This is a genomic window from Mesorhizobium sp. NPDC059025 (assembly GCF_042739655.1).
Lineage (GTDB): Bacteria > Pseudomonadota > Alphaproteobacteria > Rhizobiales > Rhizobiaceae > Mesorhizobium.
On record NZ_JBHYIM010000016.1, the window covers coordinates 62,663 to 79,635 of the forward strand.

10 protein-coding genes are annotated in these 16,973 nt (G+C 64.6%); 7 read left to right on the forward strand and 3 right to left on the reverse strand.

What is annotated here, in order from left to right:
• Positions 1-2 precede the first annotated feature (2 nt).
• Positions 3-1,289: an NAD(P)/FAD-dependent oxidoreductase gene (locus tag ACFWYE_RS27645; RefSeq protein WP_379115309.1), complete on the forward strand. Its 1,287-nt coding sequence runs from the start codon at positions 3-5 to the stop codon at positions 1,287-1,289.
• A 648-nt stretch (positions 1,290-1,937) separates the two neighbouring features.
• Here the strand turns inward: ACFWYE_RS27645 and ACFWYE_RS27650 are convergent.
• Positions 1,938-2,840 carry an alpha/beta hydrolase gene (locus ACFWYE_RS27650; RefSeq protein ID WP_379115310.1) on the reverse strand — a complete coding sequence of 301 codons (903 nt, stop codon included), beginning with the start codon at positions 2,838-2,840 and terminating at the stop codon, positions 1,938-1,940.
• Positions 2,841-2,949: 109 nt separating this feature from the next.
• Positions 2,950-3,624 carry a hypothetical protein gene (locus ACFWYE_RS27655; protein WP_379115311.1) on the reverse strand — a complete coding sequence of 225 codons (675 nt, stop codon included), beginning with the start codon at positions 3,622-3,624 and terminating at the stop codon, positions 2,950-2,952.
• A gap of 133 nt (positions 3,625-3,757) precedes the next feature.
• Here ACFWYE_RS27655 and ACFWYE_RS27660 point away from each other — a divergent pair, with 133 nt between their 5' ends.
• On the forward strand, positions 3,758-3,931 hold the full coding sequence (locus tag ACFWYE_RS27660) for a hypothetical protein (protein WP_379115312.1): 174 nt from the start codon (positions 3,758-3,760) through the stop codon (positions 3,929-3,931).
• Positions 3,932-3,987: 56 nt separating this feature from the next.
• Here ACFWYE_RS27660 and ACFWYE_RS27665 read toward each other — a convergent pair whose 3' ends face one another.
• Complete coding sequence (locus ACFWYE_RS27665) at positions 3,988-4,707, reverse strand: hypothetical protein (RefSeq protein WP_379115313.1); 720 nt, start codon at positions 4,705-4,707, stop codon at positions 3,988-3,990.
• A gap of 440 nt (positions 4,708-5,147) precedes the next feature.
• On the opposite strand from ACFWYE_RS27665, the gene ACFWYE_RS27670 reads away from it, so the two are divergent.
• The 5 genes from ACFWYE_RS27670 to ACFWYE_RS27690 all read left to right on the forward strand — a co-directional run bounded on the left by ACFWYE_RS27670 (position 5,148) and on the right by ACFWYE_RS27690 (position 16,973).
• Positions 5,148-8,567 (forward strand): autotransporter domain-containing protein, encoded by a 3,420-nt coding sequence (locus tag ACFWYE_RS27670; RefSeq protein WP_379115314.1) that lies wholly within the window; start codon positions 5,148-5,150, stop codon positions 8,565-8,567.
• Between the two features lie 309 nt (positions 8,568-8,876).
• Positions 8,877-13,259: an autotransporter domain-containing protein gene (locus tag ACFWYE_RS27675; RefSeq protein WP_379115315.1), complete on the forward strand. Its 4,383-nt coding sequence runs from the start codon at positions 8,877-8,879 to the stop codon at positions 13,257-13,259.
• A gap of 574 nt (positions 13,260-13,833) precedes the next feature.
• Entirely contained in the window at positions 13,834-14,862 is a 1,029-nt protein-coding gene (locus ACFWYE_RS27680) for an alpha/beta hydrolase family protein (RefSeq protein ID WP_379115316.1), read from the forward strand.
• Positions 14,863-14,991: 129 nt separating this feature from the next.
• A complete protein-coding gene (locus ACFWYE_RS27685) occupies positions 14,992-15,648 on the forward strand; it encodes a response regulator transcription factor (RefSeq protein ID WP_379115317.1) in 657 nt (218 codons plus the stop codon).
• Positions 15,645-16,973: an ATP-binding protein gene (locus ACFWYE_RS27690; RefSeq protein WP_379115318.1), complete on the forward strand. Its 1,329-nt coding sequence runs from the start codon at positions 15,645-15,647 to the stop codon at positions 16,971-16,973. The genes ACFWYE_RS27685 and ACFWYE_RS27690 overlap by 4 nt, the downstream gene beginning before the upstream one ends.

Here is a 16,973-nt window from a genome sequence, read left to right on the forward strand (position 1 = left end):
TCATGGGCTTCAACTCCGGACTTGATATGGAGCGATCCTACTATGCGGCGACGGCCATCCCGGCGCCGCATCACGCGCCGCTCATCGGCGAGGTCGATGCCGACCTCGTCGTGGTCGGCGGCGGCTGCACCGGCCTGTCGGCGGCGCTGCACGCCGCCGAACGCGGCCTGAAGGTGGTGCTGCTGGAAGGTGGACGCGTCGGCTGGGGCGCCTCCGGACGCAATGGCGGCCAGATGATCGTCGGCCTGCGCAAGGGGGCGGTGGAGCTGGTCAAGCTCTACGGCCGCGAACGCGCCAGGGCGCTGTTCGACCTCGCCTTCGAGGCGTGGGGGCTGGTGCTCGACGTGATCGAGCGCCACGCCATCGACTGCGACCTCAGGAAGACCGGCCATCTCGTCTGCGCGGTCAGCGACGGCGACATGGCCTGGTTCGAGCAGGAGGTCGAATGCCTGGCCACGGTCATGGACTATCCGCACGCCAGCGTGCTGTCGGCGTCGCAATCCCTCGAGGCCGTCGCCTCGCCCTACAAGGGCGCGCTCTTCGACGCGCTTGGCGGGCACATGCACCCGCTCAACTACACGCTGGGGCTGGCCCGCGCGGCGGTGGCGGCAGGAGTGACGATCCATGAAGCGTCACCGGCGCTGCGGATCGATCGCAGCCGGGGCATCCGGGTGGAGACGGCGACGGGCGCGGTGCGCGCCCGCCATGCCGTGCTCGCCGGCGATTCCCTGCTCCATTGCATCGACAAGCGCGTGGAAAGCCGCATCATGCCGGTCGGCAACTACATCGTCGCCACCGAGCCGCTGGCCGACGCCGGGGAGATCATCCCCGGCAACGCCGCCGTCTCGGACTCGCGCTTCGTCGTCAACTACTACAGGCTCTCGGCCGACGGGCGCCTGCTGTTCGGCGGCGGCGAGCGCTACACGCCGAGCCCGCCGGCCGACATCGAGGCCTTCGTGCGCCCGCACATGGAGCAGACCTTCCCGCAGCTGAAAGGCCGCCGGATCGACCATGCCTGGGGCGGCCTGGTGTCGGTGACCACGTCGCGCTTTCCACATGTCGGCCGCGACGGCGAGGTCTATTTCGCGCATGGCTATTCCGGCAAGGGCGTCATCCTGTCGACGCTGGCCGGCAAGCTGCTGGCCGAGGCGATCTCGGGCGAAACCAGCCGCTTCGCACTGTTCGAAGGGCTGAACCCGATGCCCTTCCCTGGCGGGGCGGCGCTGCGCGGACCGCTCTATGTGCTCGGCATGCTGTGGTACGCCATGCGCGACCGGCTGAAGCACTGAGCTGACGACGAGCGGCGGGGGCCTCGTGCCCCCGCCGCTCGCGCCTGAATGCCACGGTCAAAATCACACCCGCCTGCACCAACCGCCAACCGAAACAACGCGGAGACTATCCGTCCCGCATCACCGATCTGTATGACATCACGATGTGCACAAATTGCACCAGAATCAGTGACGCCATATACAAAATTGTAAGGTCAGGGCGTCCACAGATCTGGCACGCCAGCGCTATTAAAAACCAAGCCATAAAAATCAAAGGTGACGGATATTCATCCTCGAACAAGCTTGAGAACGGCCTCATCTTTTCCATGTATTCTTTTTTCTTATTTTTGTCGTAATTTGTTATAAAGAAATCGTATATCAATCCCTTCGCATTGGGGATCATACTCCCATTCAACAAGAGATATATATTAACAAACGCATTTAAAAATATCGTCGCATAGAATAATGCATCCAGATCATACAAAACAGACCACGACGCCACCGTAATAACTATTAATGTAAATATCCAGAGTTTCATTCTTATATTTCGACCTCTCGTTGCCTCTTCCTACGATAACAACCACCTGCTTTCGGCACGGCACTGCATAGCCATCGCGCGTATGCAAGCGCCAATCAAGCGAAACAACGCTCCATTCAGCCGATCACTGCTCAACCCACCAACCGCTGCCGCAGGAAAGCCCCCAGTTCCGCCAGCGATCGGTCCGCTTCCGGCATCCTGCCGCTGAACACCTGCCAGACATGCCACATGCCAGGCCAGACCCTGATCTCGACGGGTGCTCCCGCAGCCCGGGCGCGATCCGCCAGCATCACGGAATCGTCAAGCAAAGTCTCATGGGTGCCAACATGGACCAGCATCGGCGGCAGGCCCGAAAGGTCGGCATAGAGCGGCGACACCAGCGGGTTGCGCCGGTCGGCGCCGGCATAACGCTGCGCCGCGACGTCGAGGATGTCCGGTGTCGGAAAGTACGGATCGAGCCTGGCCTTGCCGCGATGGGTCGCTCCGGTCAGCGCGAGGTCTGTCCAGGGCGACAGCAGGGCAAGACCGGCCGGCATTGGCTCCCCGGCATCATGCAGGGCAATTGACAGAGCGAGCGCAAGGCCGCCGCCAGCAGAGTCGCCGGCGAATGCGATGCGACTGAATTCGCCATCTGCCAGCAGTTCGCGATAGACCCGCAGCGCATCGTCCAGCGCTGCCGGAAACGGATGCTCCGGGGCCAGCCGGTATTCGAACAGCAGCACCGCCGAGCCGGACTCCAGGGCAAGGCGCGCCGCCAGGGCGCGATGGGTTGCCAGCGATCCGGTCTGGTAGGCACCGCCATGCAGGTGCAGCACGGCGGTGCCGGCCGAAACACCCTGCGGCACCAGCCATTCGGCCCGACAGCCGCCGATGGTGCAGGGCCGCGCCGCGACGCCTTGCGGCAGCCTGAACATACGGCTGGCGATCCTTTCACGATCGGCGCGCAGGTCCGGCAGGGACAGGTTGCGGGCGCGCAGCCGGGCCAGGGTGAAGCGCGATATCTGGTAGTACAAGCGCGAGCGCAACGACGGCATCTGTGATCCCCGGACGGCCTGAGCGTCGTAGAGTTCAGCGGAAACCGCACGAAATCAAGCAGACCGGCCATCGGCATTCACAAAGCAGCCTGCCTCCGCAGGCGTCGGCTCAGCGCGTCACTCCGGTGACGAGCAGCGCCGCCAGCACGATGAGTACGAGGCCACCGAACAGCGTGGCGAGCACCAGCGCCATGCAGACCAGCGGATGCAGCTCGGAATTGTCGCGAAAGTAGAAATACTCCACGACCACCACCCAGGCGAGCGCTGCCGCCGCGGCGATGCCGGAGGCGGCGATTCCGAGCAGCGACGGCCCGATGCCGCCAAGCAAAGTCAGCACGAGTATGGACGGCGCACCGATGTAGCATTGCTGGTCGAACGGCACGCGAAGGCTTTCGCGGCTCACCTTGCCCGGCGTCAGAAGGTCGAGCAGCAGGGCGCCGACCAGCGGCACCAGGCACAGCGCGATCATCGAGAAGGCGGTGATGCTTGTCCACGAACCGTAGACCATCTTGCCCAGCGCGCTGCTGGTGGTGGCGCGCAACACGTCGATGTCGTCCGGCGAGATGAAACTGCCGAGAATGATGGCGATGGCGAGAAAAAGCGCTGGCCGCATCGCGTCCGAGAAGGCGGTGTCGGGATCGAGCGCCGCCTGCTCGCGCACGTAGCGCAAGGTGCGCCTGGGGCTGACGATCATGCGCAGCACGGTGAGCGGAAAGAACAGGATCCACATCATGACGTCGTAGACGCCCTGCTCGATCAGTTTCGGGATGTTGAAGAAATCCATGCAGCCTCGCCACCAGTCGGCCGACTCCGGATGAACCCGGCATCCGGCGGCAATCGTAGCAGGTTTACAATGACGGGATTTTCTCCATCATTGCCAGCGCTTTCGCCAGGGAAACGAGGATACCGTACAAGGCATGACCACCTACGATACGTCGCTTTTCCTGGTCGCCATCCTCTTTTTTGTGATTCTCGTTTCCTTGTGGCGCAATCGGAAAAAGCGGTTTCCGAATACGATCGAGCCCGATTCCAGCAATGGCGGCGGCCCATGGGACGCCTCCGATGGAGGAGCAGGCGGTGGTGGCGACTAGACGCCAGCCATCTGACCGCTACAGGGGATAGCGGCCCACACCCCACCGAGCCCACTTCAAGCCCGCTGCCGCTCCAGAACCTGAAGCGCCTGTTCGACGTGCCAGAGGTCGGCCTCTGAAACGCTGTCGAGTGCGCGGTAAAGTTTTTCGGCACCCCGATCGAGCAGCCATGTCCGGATCACGGCCCGATTGTCGTCGCTCACATTGCCCCAGAAGCCGCTCTTGCTGCCCTTGAGTTCAAAAACCGAGCCCTGAATGATGGCCGCAAGCTGCAGGGCGGAATTGCCGCCTCGAAAACCATCGAGCGCCTCCAGTGCGGCAGTCACCCCGAAATCCAGACCCGCCATGCCACAGAACCAATCCTCGGCATTCTCCTCGTCGGAATGCCGGCCGAGCGCGCGCCGCCAGGCTTCCTCGAACACATGCCGGATTGCCGTCTGCTCATCGACCGGCCAGTCCAGCCATCTGGCCCGCTTCAGCTTTTCGCCGATCAGGGAGGGATCGAGGCCCGGCCAGCCTTGCGTCCCGGTGGCCAGTTCGAGAATGCGGGGCAGGAAGTAGCGATAGTCGTCGGCACCGCCGATCGTGGTCAAGGCATAGGCTGCATAGGGTCCGATCTGCTCATCGCCGAGCTGGCGCAGCGGCAACGAAACGAGAAGCTTCAAGAGATCCTGATCCCGCAACGGCGAAGCGTCCAGGACCCTGGGCCTGGGATAGAAGGCAAACACCTCGTAGCACCGGTCAAGGGCGCGCTGCAGCGGGGACGTCTCATCCATGCGGGCGAGTCCTATTGGAGCGGCCGGGAGCATTCAATCCCGGCTTGCGATTGCCCTCTATCAACAACATTCCTTACCGCCTTGTCCCGAATGCACAGCCAAGTGAGCAAATCCCGCCATCCCGTTGAGTTGAAAATACGATTTGCCGATCATCTTTCTATACGTAATATTCCATCATTAGACTTTCGATTAATACAAATATCCATCTGCAATATTTCCGGATTGAATCTCCATATACTCAAAAAATAACCTCCCCTCCGACTGGGGAGGAAAGGTGATTCGAAATGGCCTGTCCTCGATTTTCGCATGACCCATTTGGAATAACTTCTAAATCTCGATTGCAAACGCAACATGGAAAGGTTCTATTTGGCTTCTGCTGCGCTGGCCTGTTCAGCTCCGGCCTTTTCTTCGAAGACGCCGCCTGGGCGCAGGCGGCGTGCGTGCTGAGCCCTTGCACCGGCACGACGGTGCTGGAGGCAAACACCAAGGACTTCTTCAGCGGCATCTCGCCGGACTGGGTGTTCGAGAACGGCAGCAGGCTGAACGTTTCCGCGGCCGAGGCCATCAGTGGCGGCAAGCAGTTCTTCCGGCACCAGAGCACGCTCAATCTTTCCGCCGCCAAGGCCATCACCGGTGGCGAGCAGTGGTTCTACGAAACCAGCGTGCTCAACGCATCCACGGCGAACGCCATCAGCGGCGGCACACAGTATTTCCGCGACAACAATGTGCTCAACGCCTCCGCCGCCGGCGCGATCAATGGCGGCTTGCAATGGTTCTACGGCACCAGCCGCCTCGAGGCCTCCGTGGCAGGCGCCATCAGCGGCGGTCAGCAGTTCATCAACGAAAACAGCACGCTCAACGCCTCGGCCCAGAACGCCATCAGCGGTGGCGAGCAATATGTGACCGGCAACGGCACGATCAACGCCTCGGCGACCAATGCCATCAGCGGCGGCCAGCGGACCCTGTTCAACAACGCGACGCTCAACGCCTCCGCCGCGGGCGCCATCAGCGGCGGCCTGCAATATCTCAGCGGTTCCAGCACCCTGAATGTGCTGGCCGACCAGGCCCTGACGACAGGAGCGACCATTGCCTTCGACAACAGCCAGGGCGGCCCCGGCGGCACGCTGAAACTGAACGGCCACAGCACCGCCGTCGGCGGCATCAACAGCGCCTTCGCAGGTTCCGGGATCATCACCAATGGCGGCCTGACCGACGCCCTGCTCACGGTCGACACCTCGAAACTCGGCCTGCCCTCGACCTTTGCGGGGACGATCCAGGACGGAACCGGCGGCGGCAGGCTCGGCCTCGATCTCGCCGGGGGCGGGCTGCTGCTCAGCGGAACCAACACCTACACTGGCGGCACGACGATCTCGGGTGGCCTGCTGCAACTCGGCAACGGCGGCAGCTCCGGTTCGATCGCCGGCGATGTGTTGAACAATGGCGCGTTCGCCTTCAGCCGCGGCGACACCTTCACCTTCGCCGGCACCATCTCGGGAAGCGGCGTCGTCTACCAGAACGGCCCGGGCACGACGATCCTGACCGGCAACAACAGCTACGGCGGCGGCACCGCCATCACCGGCGGCACGCTGCAGGTCTCTGCCGACACCAATCTCGGCGACGGCTCCGGCATCCTGATCTTCTATGGCGGCCAGCTCACGACCACCGCCGGTTTCGACAGCGCCCGCCCGGTTCTGCTGATCCAGGACGGTCGTTTCAACACGGCGGAAGGAACAACGCTCGGGCTGACCGGCGAGGTGCTGGGCAACGGCAATCTGGTCAAGTCGGGCACCGGCACGCTGCGGCTCGACAATGCGAACAATCTCTACGGCAACACGCTTGTCGAGGCCGGCACGCTGATCGGCAACGCCACCTCGATCTCCGGCAACCTGTTCAACGCCGCCGCCACCGTCTTCGACCAGGCCGGCGACGGCCGTTTCGCCGGGCAGATCGCGGGGCTGAACGGCAGCGTCGGGACCATGGTCAAGCGCGGCGCGGGCACGCTTACGCTCGGCGGTTTGTCGACGCTCGACTGGACGATCGAGGCGGGCAACCTCGTCGCGGCGGCGGAACGTTTCGGCGGCAATGCCCGGATCGGCGCCGGTGGCTCGCTCACCTTCGACCAGACGACGAATGCCTCTTATGGCGGCGTCGTCTCCGGCAGCGGCACCCTCGTCAAGGCCGGCACCGGAGCGCTTGTCTATGACGGCGACAGCGCAGCCTTCGCCGGCACCACCAGGGTGGCGGCCGGCACGCTCATCATCGGCTCGGACACCGCGCATGGCGGCGCGGTGCTGGGCGGCTCGATGACCGTGCAAGGCACGCTGGGCGGCCATGGCACCGTCGGTTCGGGCCAAGGCTCGACGGTGACCGTCGCTTCCGGCGGCACGCTGTCGCCGGGTAATTCGATCGGCACGCTCACCGTCAACGGCGACCTCGTCTTCGACAAGGGGTCCCGCTTCGCGGTGGAAGTCGACCCGGACGGCCAGGCTTCCGACCGGGTCGATGTCACCGGCAACGCGGCCATCAAGGGTGGGTCGGTGGCGCATGTCGGCGCCGGCGGCAATTACCGGCTGCGCTCCACCTACACGATCCTGTCGGCCAAGGGCGGCCTGTCGGGAAAATTCGACACGGTCTCGTCCGATTTCGCTTTCCTGACACCCGTCCTCGGCTACAACCGCAGCGATGTTACCCTGACCCTGGTGCGCAACGATGTCGGCTTCGGCACCAAGGCGACCAGCGGCAACCAGATCGCCACGGCAAGGGCGCTGGAAAGCATCGGTGTCGCCGCCGCCAATCCGCTCTACGATGCGGTCGCCCTTTTGCCCGACGACAGGGCGATGATCCGCGCCGTCTTCGATGGCCTGTCGGGCGAGGTCAACGCCTCGACGGTGACCGGCATGCTCGAAGACAGTCGCTTCGTGCGCGATGCCATGAACAGCCGGCTGCGCGCCGCAGCCCGGATGGTCGAGCCATTGCCGCTGCTGGGCTATGGCGAAGAGAAGGCCACGGCGACGCTGGTTGCGACCGAAAGGCCTGACGACAACGGCGCCTGGGCTTCGGCCTTCGGGTCCTGGGGTCACACCGGCAGCGACGGCAATGCCGCCGAGACGTCGCGCGACATCCGCGGCTTCATGACGGGAGCGGACGGGCTGGTGGCGGGCGACTGGCGGCTCGGCTTTTTAGCCGGCTACAGCCATTCCTCGCTCAAGGTCGATGACCGCCGTTCGTCAGCCGCGAACGACAGCTACCATCTGGGCCTCTATGGCAGCCGGGAATGGGGTGCGCTCTCCTTCCGCTCCGGCCTTGCCTGGACCTGGAGCGATGTCGATTCCAGCCGGCAGGTGTCGTTTCCCGGCTTCAGCGATGCCCTGACCGGCAACAGCCGCGCCCGCACCCTGCAGGTCTTCGGTGAATTCGGCTATGGCATGAAGGCAGGCGATTTCGCCTTCGAGCCCTTCGCCAACCTTGCCTACATCAACGTGCGCAGCGACGGCTTTGCCGAGAAGGGAGGCGCGGCAGCGCTGACCATCCTCGACAGCACCAACGCCGTCACCTTCACCACGCTCGGCATCCGCGCCGCCACAGATTTCGAGATCGGTTCAACAAGGGCGACGGCGCGCGGCATGATCGGCTGGCGGCATGGCTTCGGCGACGTCACGCCGACGGTTGCCCAGGCCTTCGCCGGCAGCAATGTGTTCTCGATCGCCGGCGCTCCCATTGCCAGGGACGCCGCGACGCTCGAAGCCGGGCTCGACTTCGCCATGACGCCCAGGGCCGCGCTCGGGCTGTCCTATCAGGGACAGCTCGGCACGAAGACGGGCGACCATGGCGTGCGGGCCGATCTGAACGTCAAGTTCTGACAGTAGATATGGCAGTATAAGCAGCATCCAGTCGAGATCCGCTCCGGTTCACCGGAGCGGTTTTCTGTGCCTCGGCATGCTATTCTTGACCTGAACTCGCCATGACAGATTGACCATCTTCGTGGAATATGGCTGAAATCAAGCTGGCGAGTGGGGACGAGCTGGGACGAAATTCCTTTGGGGGGAGCCGGGATCGGCCTGGACAAGGTCCAGGGGGGATCCTCCAATCCATTTGAACCCTTTCGTCGAACGGTGCCGGAGCCAGTTGCTGGCGGCTTTCGGGCAACCGTCGTTTTGCGTGGGGTGGGGATGACATATTCACTGAAGATGCGCCGCCTGGGAGGGCTGCCAGGCATTGCCCGGCTGCTGTGCGGGAGCGCGATTTTTTTCGCCTTACCGGTTTCAGGCTGGGCCGCGGATCTCGATTTGAACGGCGGCAATGTCACGCTGCCGTCGGGAGCCTTTTTTGGCGGTCAGGCATTCCTGAACGGAAGCGACGGCGTTGGCAATACCAATGCCGCCGCGGCAAGCCTGACCAGCACGGGCGGCAACGCCGTCTATTCCGGCTTCATCAATGAGACGAACGGGACGATCGCCATTCATCAGATTGGTGGGAACAACACGTTCGAAAACACGGCCAACAATTTCTCGGGCGGGTTCTTTGCCAGCGGCGGAGCAACGACTGGAATTGGCGGCGCCAACGGATCGCTCGGCACCGGCACTGTCACGCTGGATTCCGGGACGACATTGCGGGTCGACAATTTCGGCATCACCCTTGCGAACGCCGTCGTCCTCAATGGTGCGGGCATCGTCAAGTTCGACACCAACGCACATGATGATTTCGTGCTTTCCGGCGTGGTGAGCGGAAACGGAACGTTCGAGAAGGCAGCGGGCGGCACCCTGACGCTGACCGGCATCAATACATATGACGGCGGCACCAGGATTTCGGACGGCGTCCTTTCCGTTTCGAGCGATGAGAACCTGGGTGATGCATCCGGCGACGTCACCATCACCAGCGGCTCTGCCTATAATCCAGGAACCGGTGGGGGAGCGACCTCGACGTTGCTGGCAACCGCCTCGTTCACCAGCGCGCGCACGGTCAATTTCGGCAATTTCGGTGGCCGCCTCGAGACGAGTGCCGGCACCACGCTGACACTTTCCGGCCTGATCGCCGGCGGCGGCGGCGCCAGCTTCATCAAGCAGGGCGACGGCACGCTGGTGCTGACCGGCGACAGCAGCGGCGCCACCGCCACGACCGGCTTCCTCGGCACGACACGCATCAATGGCGGCATGCTGCGCATCGAAGGCGGCGGCAAACTCGGCAGCGCCAGCGCAGGTGCCGGTTACATCTCGAACGGGGCCACCATGGTGGTAACGGACGGATCGAACTGGACCACGGGCGGCCAGATCATCGTCGGCGACCAGGGTTCCGGCACCTTGCGGATCGAAAACGGCGGCAAGGTGAGCAGCAACAACAGCGGCATCATCGGGCTGGATGGAGCGAGTTCGGCCTCGATTGACGGCGGCGGTTCGGAATGGACGAGCAGCGGCGCGGATTTCTATGTCGGCCATTTCAACGAAGGTACGCTCACCGTCAGCGACAATGGTGCCTTGAACGTCGGAGGCGGCACCGGCACCATCAATGCGGGCCTGCTTGCGGGCAGCGCCGGCGGCACGATCAACATCGGTGCAGCCTATGGCGCGCCGGCAGCAGCCGCAGGCCAGTTGCTGGCCGGCGCGGTCGCACTCAACGTCGGCACGAGCCGGCTCGTCTTCAACCACACCGATGTCGGATATGCCTTCAAACCCGATATCACCGGGCCGGGCAGCGTGTACCAGGCCGCGGGGACGACGATCCTCAATGGCACCAACAGCTATACCGGCGATACGGTGATAGAGGGCGGAACACTGGTGGCCGGCGTCAACACCGCGCTCTCCGCCGATTCCGTGGTCTATGTCGACCAGGGCGGGACCCTCGACATCGCCGACGGCGTCCAGGCCGACATCAAGGGCCTGTTCGACGGCGCGTCCGGGCATGGCGGCATCGTCAATATCGGCACGACGGATGACTCCACCGTTCTCTATGTCGGGTATAGCGGCCCCGTGGCGAGCGATTTCAGCGGACGGATCACAGGTGCCGGATCGCTCGAACTCGACCAGGGCTCCCTGACACTCAGGGGTGCAAGCACCATTGGCGGCGACCTCTATGTCAGCCCCGACGCAACCCTGACGCTGTTCGGCCCGGGCGCGTCGTTCGACGTCGCCGGCGGGACCTTCGGCATCAGCGCGCTGCCGGGTGTCGAAGCCGACGGATCGTTGAACATGCTTGCCGGCGCGAAGCTGACCACCGACAACCTGCTTGTCGGCGGCGTGATGCTTGTCGACGGCGCCGGTACGAAAGCAACCGTCGCCCAGTTGACCTTCGTCGGCTCCATGGCGAACGCCGCCGTGCTGACGATCCAGAAAGGCGCCGTTGTCGACAGCCTGTTCGGCGCGGTCATCGAAAATCCGTTCGATGCGGCGCGCGCCGTGGTCAGCGGGCCAGGCTCGACCTGGAACATCTCGACCTTCCTCGGCGTCGGCAACATGCTTGGCGGCGGCACCGGCACCCTGGCGGTGACCAAGGGCGGCGTCGTCAATGTCGGCGACACCACCGTCATCGCTTCGGACCCGACCTCCACGGGCCTGGGGCCTTCGGAAGTCATCGTGACCGGAGCAGGATCGAAACTTGTGACCGACACGCTGATCGTGGGCCTGCCACCATGTGTCTGTGGCGACCCGCTGCCCGGCCAGCTGTTCGTGGCAGACGGCGGTGCCGTGGTGGCGTCCAAGCCGGTGGTCATCGAAGAGGGCTCGCTGCTGTCGATCGGCAGCGGCGGCCTGTCGGGCTCGCTGGTTGCTCCTTCCATCGGCAACAACGGCCGAATCCAGGCCAATTTCACCGACAGCGTCACGCTCGACGCGCCGATCAGCGGTTCGGGCACGCTGTCGAAATACAACACCGGTACGCTCGTGCTGAACGGCGCCAGCACCTATACGGGTGCAACGACCGTCTATGGCGGCAAGCTGGTCGTCGGCGACAGCACGCATCCGGGCGCCAGCCTCGCCAGCACGGTCACCTTGAAGTCGGGAGCATCGCTTGGCGGCATCGGCACGCTGGGCGGCCTGGCGGTTGAGAACGGCGCAACGATCGCGCCCGGCAATTCGATCGGCACGCTGAACATCGCGGGCGACGTGTCGTTCGCCGCGGGATCGACCTATGCAGTCGAAATTGGCGGCAACGGCACGAGCGACCGCATCGCCGCGACCGGCAAGGCGACGCTGGGCGGCGGCACGGTAAGCGTGACCGCGCTGGATCCTGAAACCAGCTATCAGGACGGCCAGACCTACACCATCCTGACGGCAGCCGGCGGTGTCACCGGCGGCTTCGATCCGGCCGTGCTGGCCCGCTCGGCCTTCCTCGAAGCGACGCTTGCCCAGAGCACCAATGCCGTCGACCTGAAGATCGCCATCAAGAAGCCGCAGGAGCCGGGCGGCGGAAAGCCGGTCTTCGCCAAGGTGGCCAACACCTACAACCAGAAGCAGACGGCCGGCGCGCTGGATACGCTGCAGCAGAGCGGCGCGCCACTGGCGCTCTACAACAAGCTGCTGGTGCTGTCGGCCGACGAGGGACGCGCCGCCTTCGACAGCCTGTCGGGCGAGGTCAATGCCTCGACGGTGACGGGCCTCATCGAAGACAGCCGCTTCGTGCGCGAGGCCATCAACGACCGCCTGCGCTCGGCCTTCGAGACCGTCGGCGCAGAACCGCTGCCGCCGATGGGCTATGGCGAGGATGCGAAAGCAATCACCACGGCTTCGGTTGCTTCCGAACGCTATGGCGCCTGGGGCTCGGTGTTCGGATCATGGGGACATTTCGGCGGCGACGGCAACGCCGCCAGGCTGAACCGTTCGATCGGTGGCTTCGTCACCGGCGTCGACGGTCTTGTCACCGACGATGTCCGCCTCGGCTTCGTGGCCGGCTACAGCCATTCCTCGCTCAAGGTCGATGACAGGCGTTCTTCGGCTTCGAGCGACAACTATCATCTCGGCATCTATGGCGGCACCGGGATCGGTGCGCTGTCGCTGCGCTCGGGCCTCGCCTACACATGGAGCGAGATCGATACGAGCCGGCAGGTTTCCTTCCCCGGCTTCAGCGACAGCCTGACCGGTTCCTACCGCGCCGGCACCACGCAGCTGTTCGGCGAACTCGGCTACGGCATCAAGGCCGGCAGCATCGCCTTCGAACCCTTCGCCAACCTCGCCTATGTCAATGTCCACACCAATGGCTTCAATGAAACCGGCGGGGCATCGGCGCTGAGCGTCCACAGCGGTTCCAACGACAACAGCTTCACCACGCTCGGCATCCGCGCTTCGACCGATTTCGAGATCGGCTCAACAAGGGCGACGGCACGCGGCATGATCGGCTGGCGCCATGCCTATGGCGATGTGACACCAACCATCAGCCAGGCCTTCACCGGCAGCAGCGCCTTCACGATCGCCGGTGCGCCGATCGCGAAGGATGCCGCGGTCATCGAAGCCGGGCTGGACTTTGCCATCGCGCCGCGAGCGACGCTCGGCATCTCCTACCATGGCCAGGCCGGATCGAAGACCAGCGACCACGGCGTGCGGGCCGATCTCAACGTCAAGTTCTGACAGCAAGACATCATCGCCCGCCCCGGCTCGCCGGGGCGGGCGATGCGAGCGCACTTCCACGTCGGCGAACGGCGGATTTCGCGGGGGACGCACGAGCACCGGCGTCCACAACCAAAAATTTCAGAAAAAATTCAGAATCCGGCGCTTGCCGGATCAAAACATCCATGACCTTTGATCGGAGTGCCTTTTTCGGCCAATCGCTGGCAATTGTGGCACGGGGCGGCAAGGGGAATCGGGGGCTTGCAGACGACGAAAGGTCGTCTGGGGGCATTCCCCAGATGGAGACATGCTTGTTTCGGGCGTCCTCGCCCTGCGCAGGTCTCCACCCCGCCGGCGGCCGGGTGCGGTTGCCTTGTCGCAACGTGCGGGAGCGGACCGATCTCAAGGTGCCGGGCGGCATTCCTTCAAAATCCGCCGCGCGGAGAAGCGTGTGCTTGTCTCCCGGCCAGGGGAGGCACAATCTCGAAATTTCAGCCGATCCTCCGCATCCACTTTGATTCCGCCCCAATCGTCTTGATCATGGCGTGAAAGCCCTGCACATGCACAGGCAACTTCGCGCAAAGTGAGCATCCAGATGACGAAGACAAGAGCAGCCGGCCGATCCGTTGTGGCGTTTCTCGCGCTGATGCTCATCACGGTGGCCGCAACGCTTTCGGCCGCCGACGCCGCGACGGCGGAACGCCAGGCGGGTGTGCTGCGGCTGCAGGTTGCGGACGAGGACGGTCCGTTCGACGTGATGGTCTGGTACCCGACCGATGCGCCGCAGACACCCTGGCAGGCCGGTCCCTTCACGATCGACGCCAGCCGCGATGCGCCAGTCGCGGCGCAGGGGCGGTTTCCCGTCGTGCTGTTTTCCCACGGCAGCGGCGGCACGCCACTGGGCCATCGCGGGCTCGCAAGCTCGCTCGCCCGCAAGGGTTTTGTCGTGGTTGCCCCCGCGCATCTCGGCGACACCGCTACGCGCGCCCGTTTCGAGAAACAGGCGCGTATCTTCACGGCGCGCCCCCGGCAAGCCATGGAGGCGCTGCAGGCCGCATTGCAGGATGAACGTCTGGCCGGCCATGTCGATCCGGCCCGCATCGGCATGATCGGCTATTCCGCCGGTGGCTATACCGCTCTGGCACTCGCCGGCGCCCGCCTCGATGCGACCGCGGCGTCGACCTATTGCTCGGGAGCCGGCCAGGGCGATATCGGCTCCTGCGGCCCGGCACAGGACAGCGTGGTGGATGCGATCCGCCAGCTTCGTTCCGCCAGGCTGGCCACCGAACCCCGCCTGAAGGCGCTCGTGCTGATGGATCCGCTCAGCATCGTCTTCGACCGGGTGAGCCTCAAGGAAATCAGCCTGCCGATCTTCCTGCTCCGCCCTGAGGACGATGCCTATATGAACGCGTCGCACAACGCGCTGGCGCTGGCCAAAGGGCTTTCATTCCCGCCGCAGGAGACCGTGGTGCCGGGACGTCACTTCGTCTTCATCGACCCCTGCCCGCAGGAGCTGGCGGCGGAAGCACCGCTGATCTGCAACGACGAGCCCTCCGTCGACCGCGCCGCGGTTCACGAGAAGTTCGAGAGCGAGATCGCCGCTTTCCTCGAGAAGAAGCTGTGAGCCTCGGAAGGCGAGGCACGTCGTGACACGTTTTCCTGTCGCCCCCTAGACGTTTCCGTTTTGCGAAAAAACAAAGATTTAGGGTGTTTGCGCGTTTCCGTGAAAACCGGAAGCGCTCTAGGATCAGGCATGCGCGTGCTGGTGATCGAAGACGATGCGATGCTTGGCAGGGCTCTCGTCCAGGCCCTGGAAGATGCCGACATGTCGGTCGACTGGGTGCGGGATGGGCGGCTCGGGGAAGAGGCCATCGCCATCGGCGGGCACGGTTTTGTGCTGCTCGACATCGGCCTGCCCGGCCGATCCGGACTTGAGATCCTGCGTTCATTGCGAATTGCCGGCGACAAGCGGCCGATCCTGATGATCACGGCGCGCGACGACCTCGACGACCGCGTCGCCGGCCTCGATCTCGGCGCCGATGACTATCTGGTCAAGCCCTTCGAGGTGAAGGAATTGCTGGCGCGCATGCGGGCGGTGCTGCGCCGGCATGGCGGGCAGGCAGTTTCGATCCTCGGCACGAGCGAGGTGGAACTCGACCTGTCGAGCCACGAAGTGACCTATCGCGGGAACAGCGAAGTCTTGCCGGCACGCGAATTCGCGTTGATGCAGGCCTTGCTCGACCGACCGGGAACCATCCTGTCGCGCACGCAGCTCGAAGAGAAACTCTACGGATGGGGCGAAGAGGTGGAGAGCAATGCCGTCGACGTGCTCATCCACTATGTACGGCGCAAGTTCGACAAGGACATCATCCGCAACATCCGCGGCGCGGGCTGGATGGTGCCGAAATGAGTGGCGCGATCTCGATCCGCCGCACCGCCTTCATCTTGCTCGCCGGGCTGATGGCGGCCATCGGCATCTGCGCGGCGGCCGGGTCCTATCTGCTTGCCCGGCGGGAAGCGGCCGACTTCCTGGACAATCAGCTGCGGCAGGTCGCGCTCTATGTCGGCGATACGCCTTCCGCACCGGGGACCGACCCGGACGGTCCCGGCACGCACGATCCGGAGGACGACTTCATCGTCCAGGTCTGGGACGCGTCCGGCAAGCCGCTGCGGCAATCACACCCCGCCATAACCATCCCCCGGCAGGCGGCGAGCGGTTTCCGGGATCTGCCGGGCGTCGGCTACGACTGGCGCGTCTACACACTGGCCACCGCGAAACGGACGGTCCAGATCTCGCTGAGGATGGACGTGCGCCAGGAGCTGGCGACCAGTGCCGCGCTTCAGGCGGCGCTGCCGATCGTCGTGCTCATTCCGCTGTCGCTGCTGATGCTGGGCTGGATCATCGACCGGATCATGGCCCGGCTCGACCGCCTGGCGGTCACGGTCGCTTCCCGCAACCCTACCGCGGACGATCCCGTGCCGATCGACGATGTGCCCAGGGAAGTCATTCCGTTCGTCAGCGCCATCAACCAGTCGCTGGCCCGGTTGCGGGCCTTGCTGGAACAGCAGCAGCGCTTCATCTCGGATGCCGCTCATGAACTGCGGACGCCGCTGTCGGCGCTGCAGATCCAGATCGACAACCTTCGGCACAACGACCGCGACGGCCGCTTCGCCCAACGTCTCACTGAAATCGAAGCCGGCATCGGCAGGGCAACAGGCCTGGTGGCAAAGCTGCTGCGCCTCGCGCGTTACGATGCCCCCTCCTCTTCGCCACCCCCGCAACCGGTCGATCTGGCGCAGCTTGCGGTCGACGTGGTCGCGCAGCTGACGCCGCTTGCCGAAAGCCGGTCGATCGATCTCGGCATCACGCGCCGGGACGAGGCGGTCGCACACGGCGTGCCTGCGGACCTGGAGATCATCCTCGGCAACCTGATCGAGAATGCCCTGCACTACACGCCCCCCGGCGGCAGCGTCGATGTCGCCGTCGAGGTCGCGGGGCAAGAGGCGCGGATCGAGGTTCGCGACACCGGCCCCGGCATCCCTCAGGACGATCTCGCGCGGGTCTTCGAGAGGTTCTTCCGCGCCAGGCCGCAGGACGCCGAAGGCAGCGGGCTCGGACTGGCGATCGCCAGGGCAGCAGCCCAGAGGAACAATGCGCGGCTGTCACTCGCCAACCGCGAAGACGGAAGCGGCCTCGTCGCCAGCCTCGTCATGCAGCGGAGCGCGCGGCCCTGA

Excerpts from the sequence above, each read along its gene's own strand:
- ACFWYE_RS27660 (WP_379115312.1), top strand. The coding sequence starts at position 3,758 with ATGACCACCTACGATACGTCGCTTTTCCTGGTCGCCATCCTCTTTTTT.
- ACFWYE_RS27650 (WP_379115310.1), bottom strand. The coding sequence starts at position 2,840 with ATGCCGTCGTTGCGCTCGCGCTTGTACTACCAGATATCGCGCTTCACC.
- ACFWYE_RS27685 (WP_379115317.1), top strand. The coding sequence starts at position 14,992 with ATGCGCGTGCTGGTGATCGAAGACGATGCGATGCTTGGCAGGGCTCTC.
- ACFWYE_RS27680 (WP_379115316.1), top strand. The coding sequence starts at position 13,834 with ATGACGAAGACAAGAGCAGCCGGCCGATCCGTTGTGGCGTTTCTCGCG.
- ACFWYE_RS27645 (WP_379115309.1), top strand. The coding sequence starts at position 3 with ATGGGCTTCAACTCCGGACTTGATATGGAGCGATCCTACTATGCGGCG.
- ACFWYE_RS27675 (WP_379115315.1), top strand. The coding sequence starts at position 8,877 with ATGACATATTCACTGAAGATGCGCCGCCTGGGAGGGCTGCCAGGCATT.
- ACFWYE_RS27690 (WP_379115318.1), top strand. The coding sequence starts at position 15,645 with ATGAGTGGCGCGATCTCGATCCGCCGCACCGCCTTCATCTTGCTCGCC.
- ACFWYE_RS27655 (WP_379115311.1), bottom strand. The coding sequence starts at position 3,624 with ATGGATTTCTTCAACATCCCGAAACTGATCGAGCAGGGCGTCTACGAC.
- ACFWYE_RS27665 (WP_379115313.1), bottom strand. The coding sequence starts at position 4,707 with ATGGATGAGACGTCCCCGCTGCAGCGCGCCCTTGACCGGTGCTACGAG.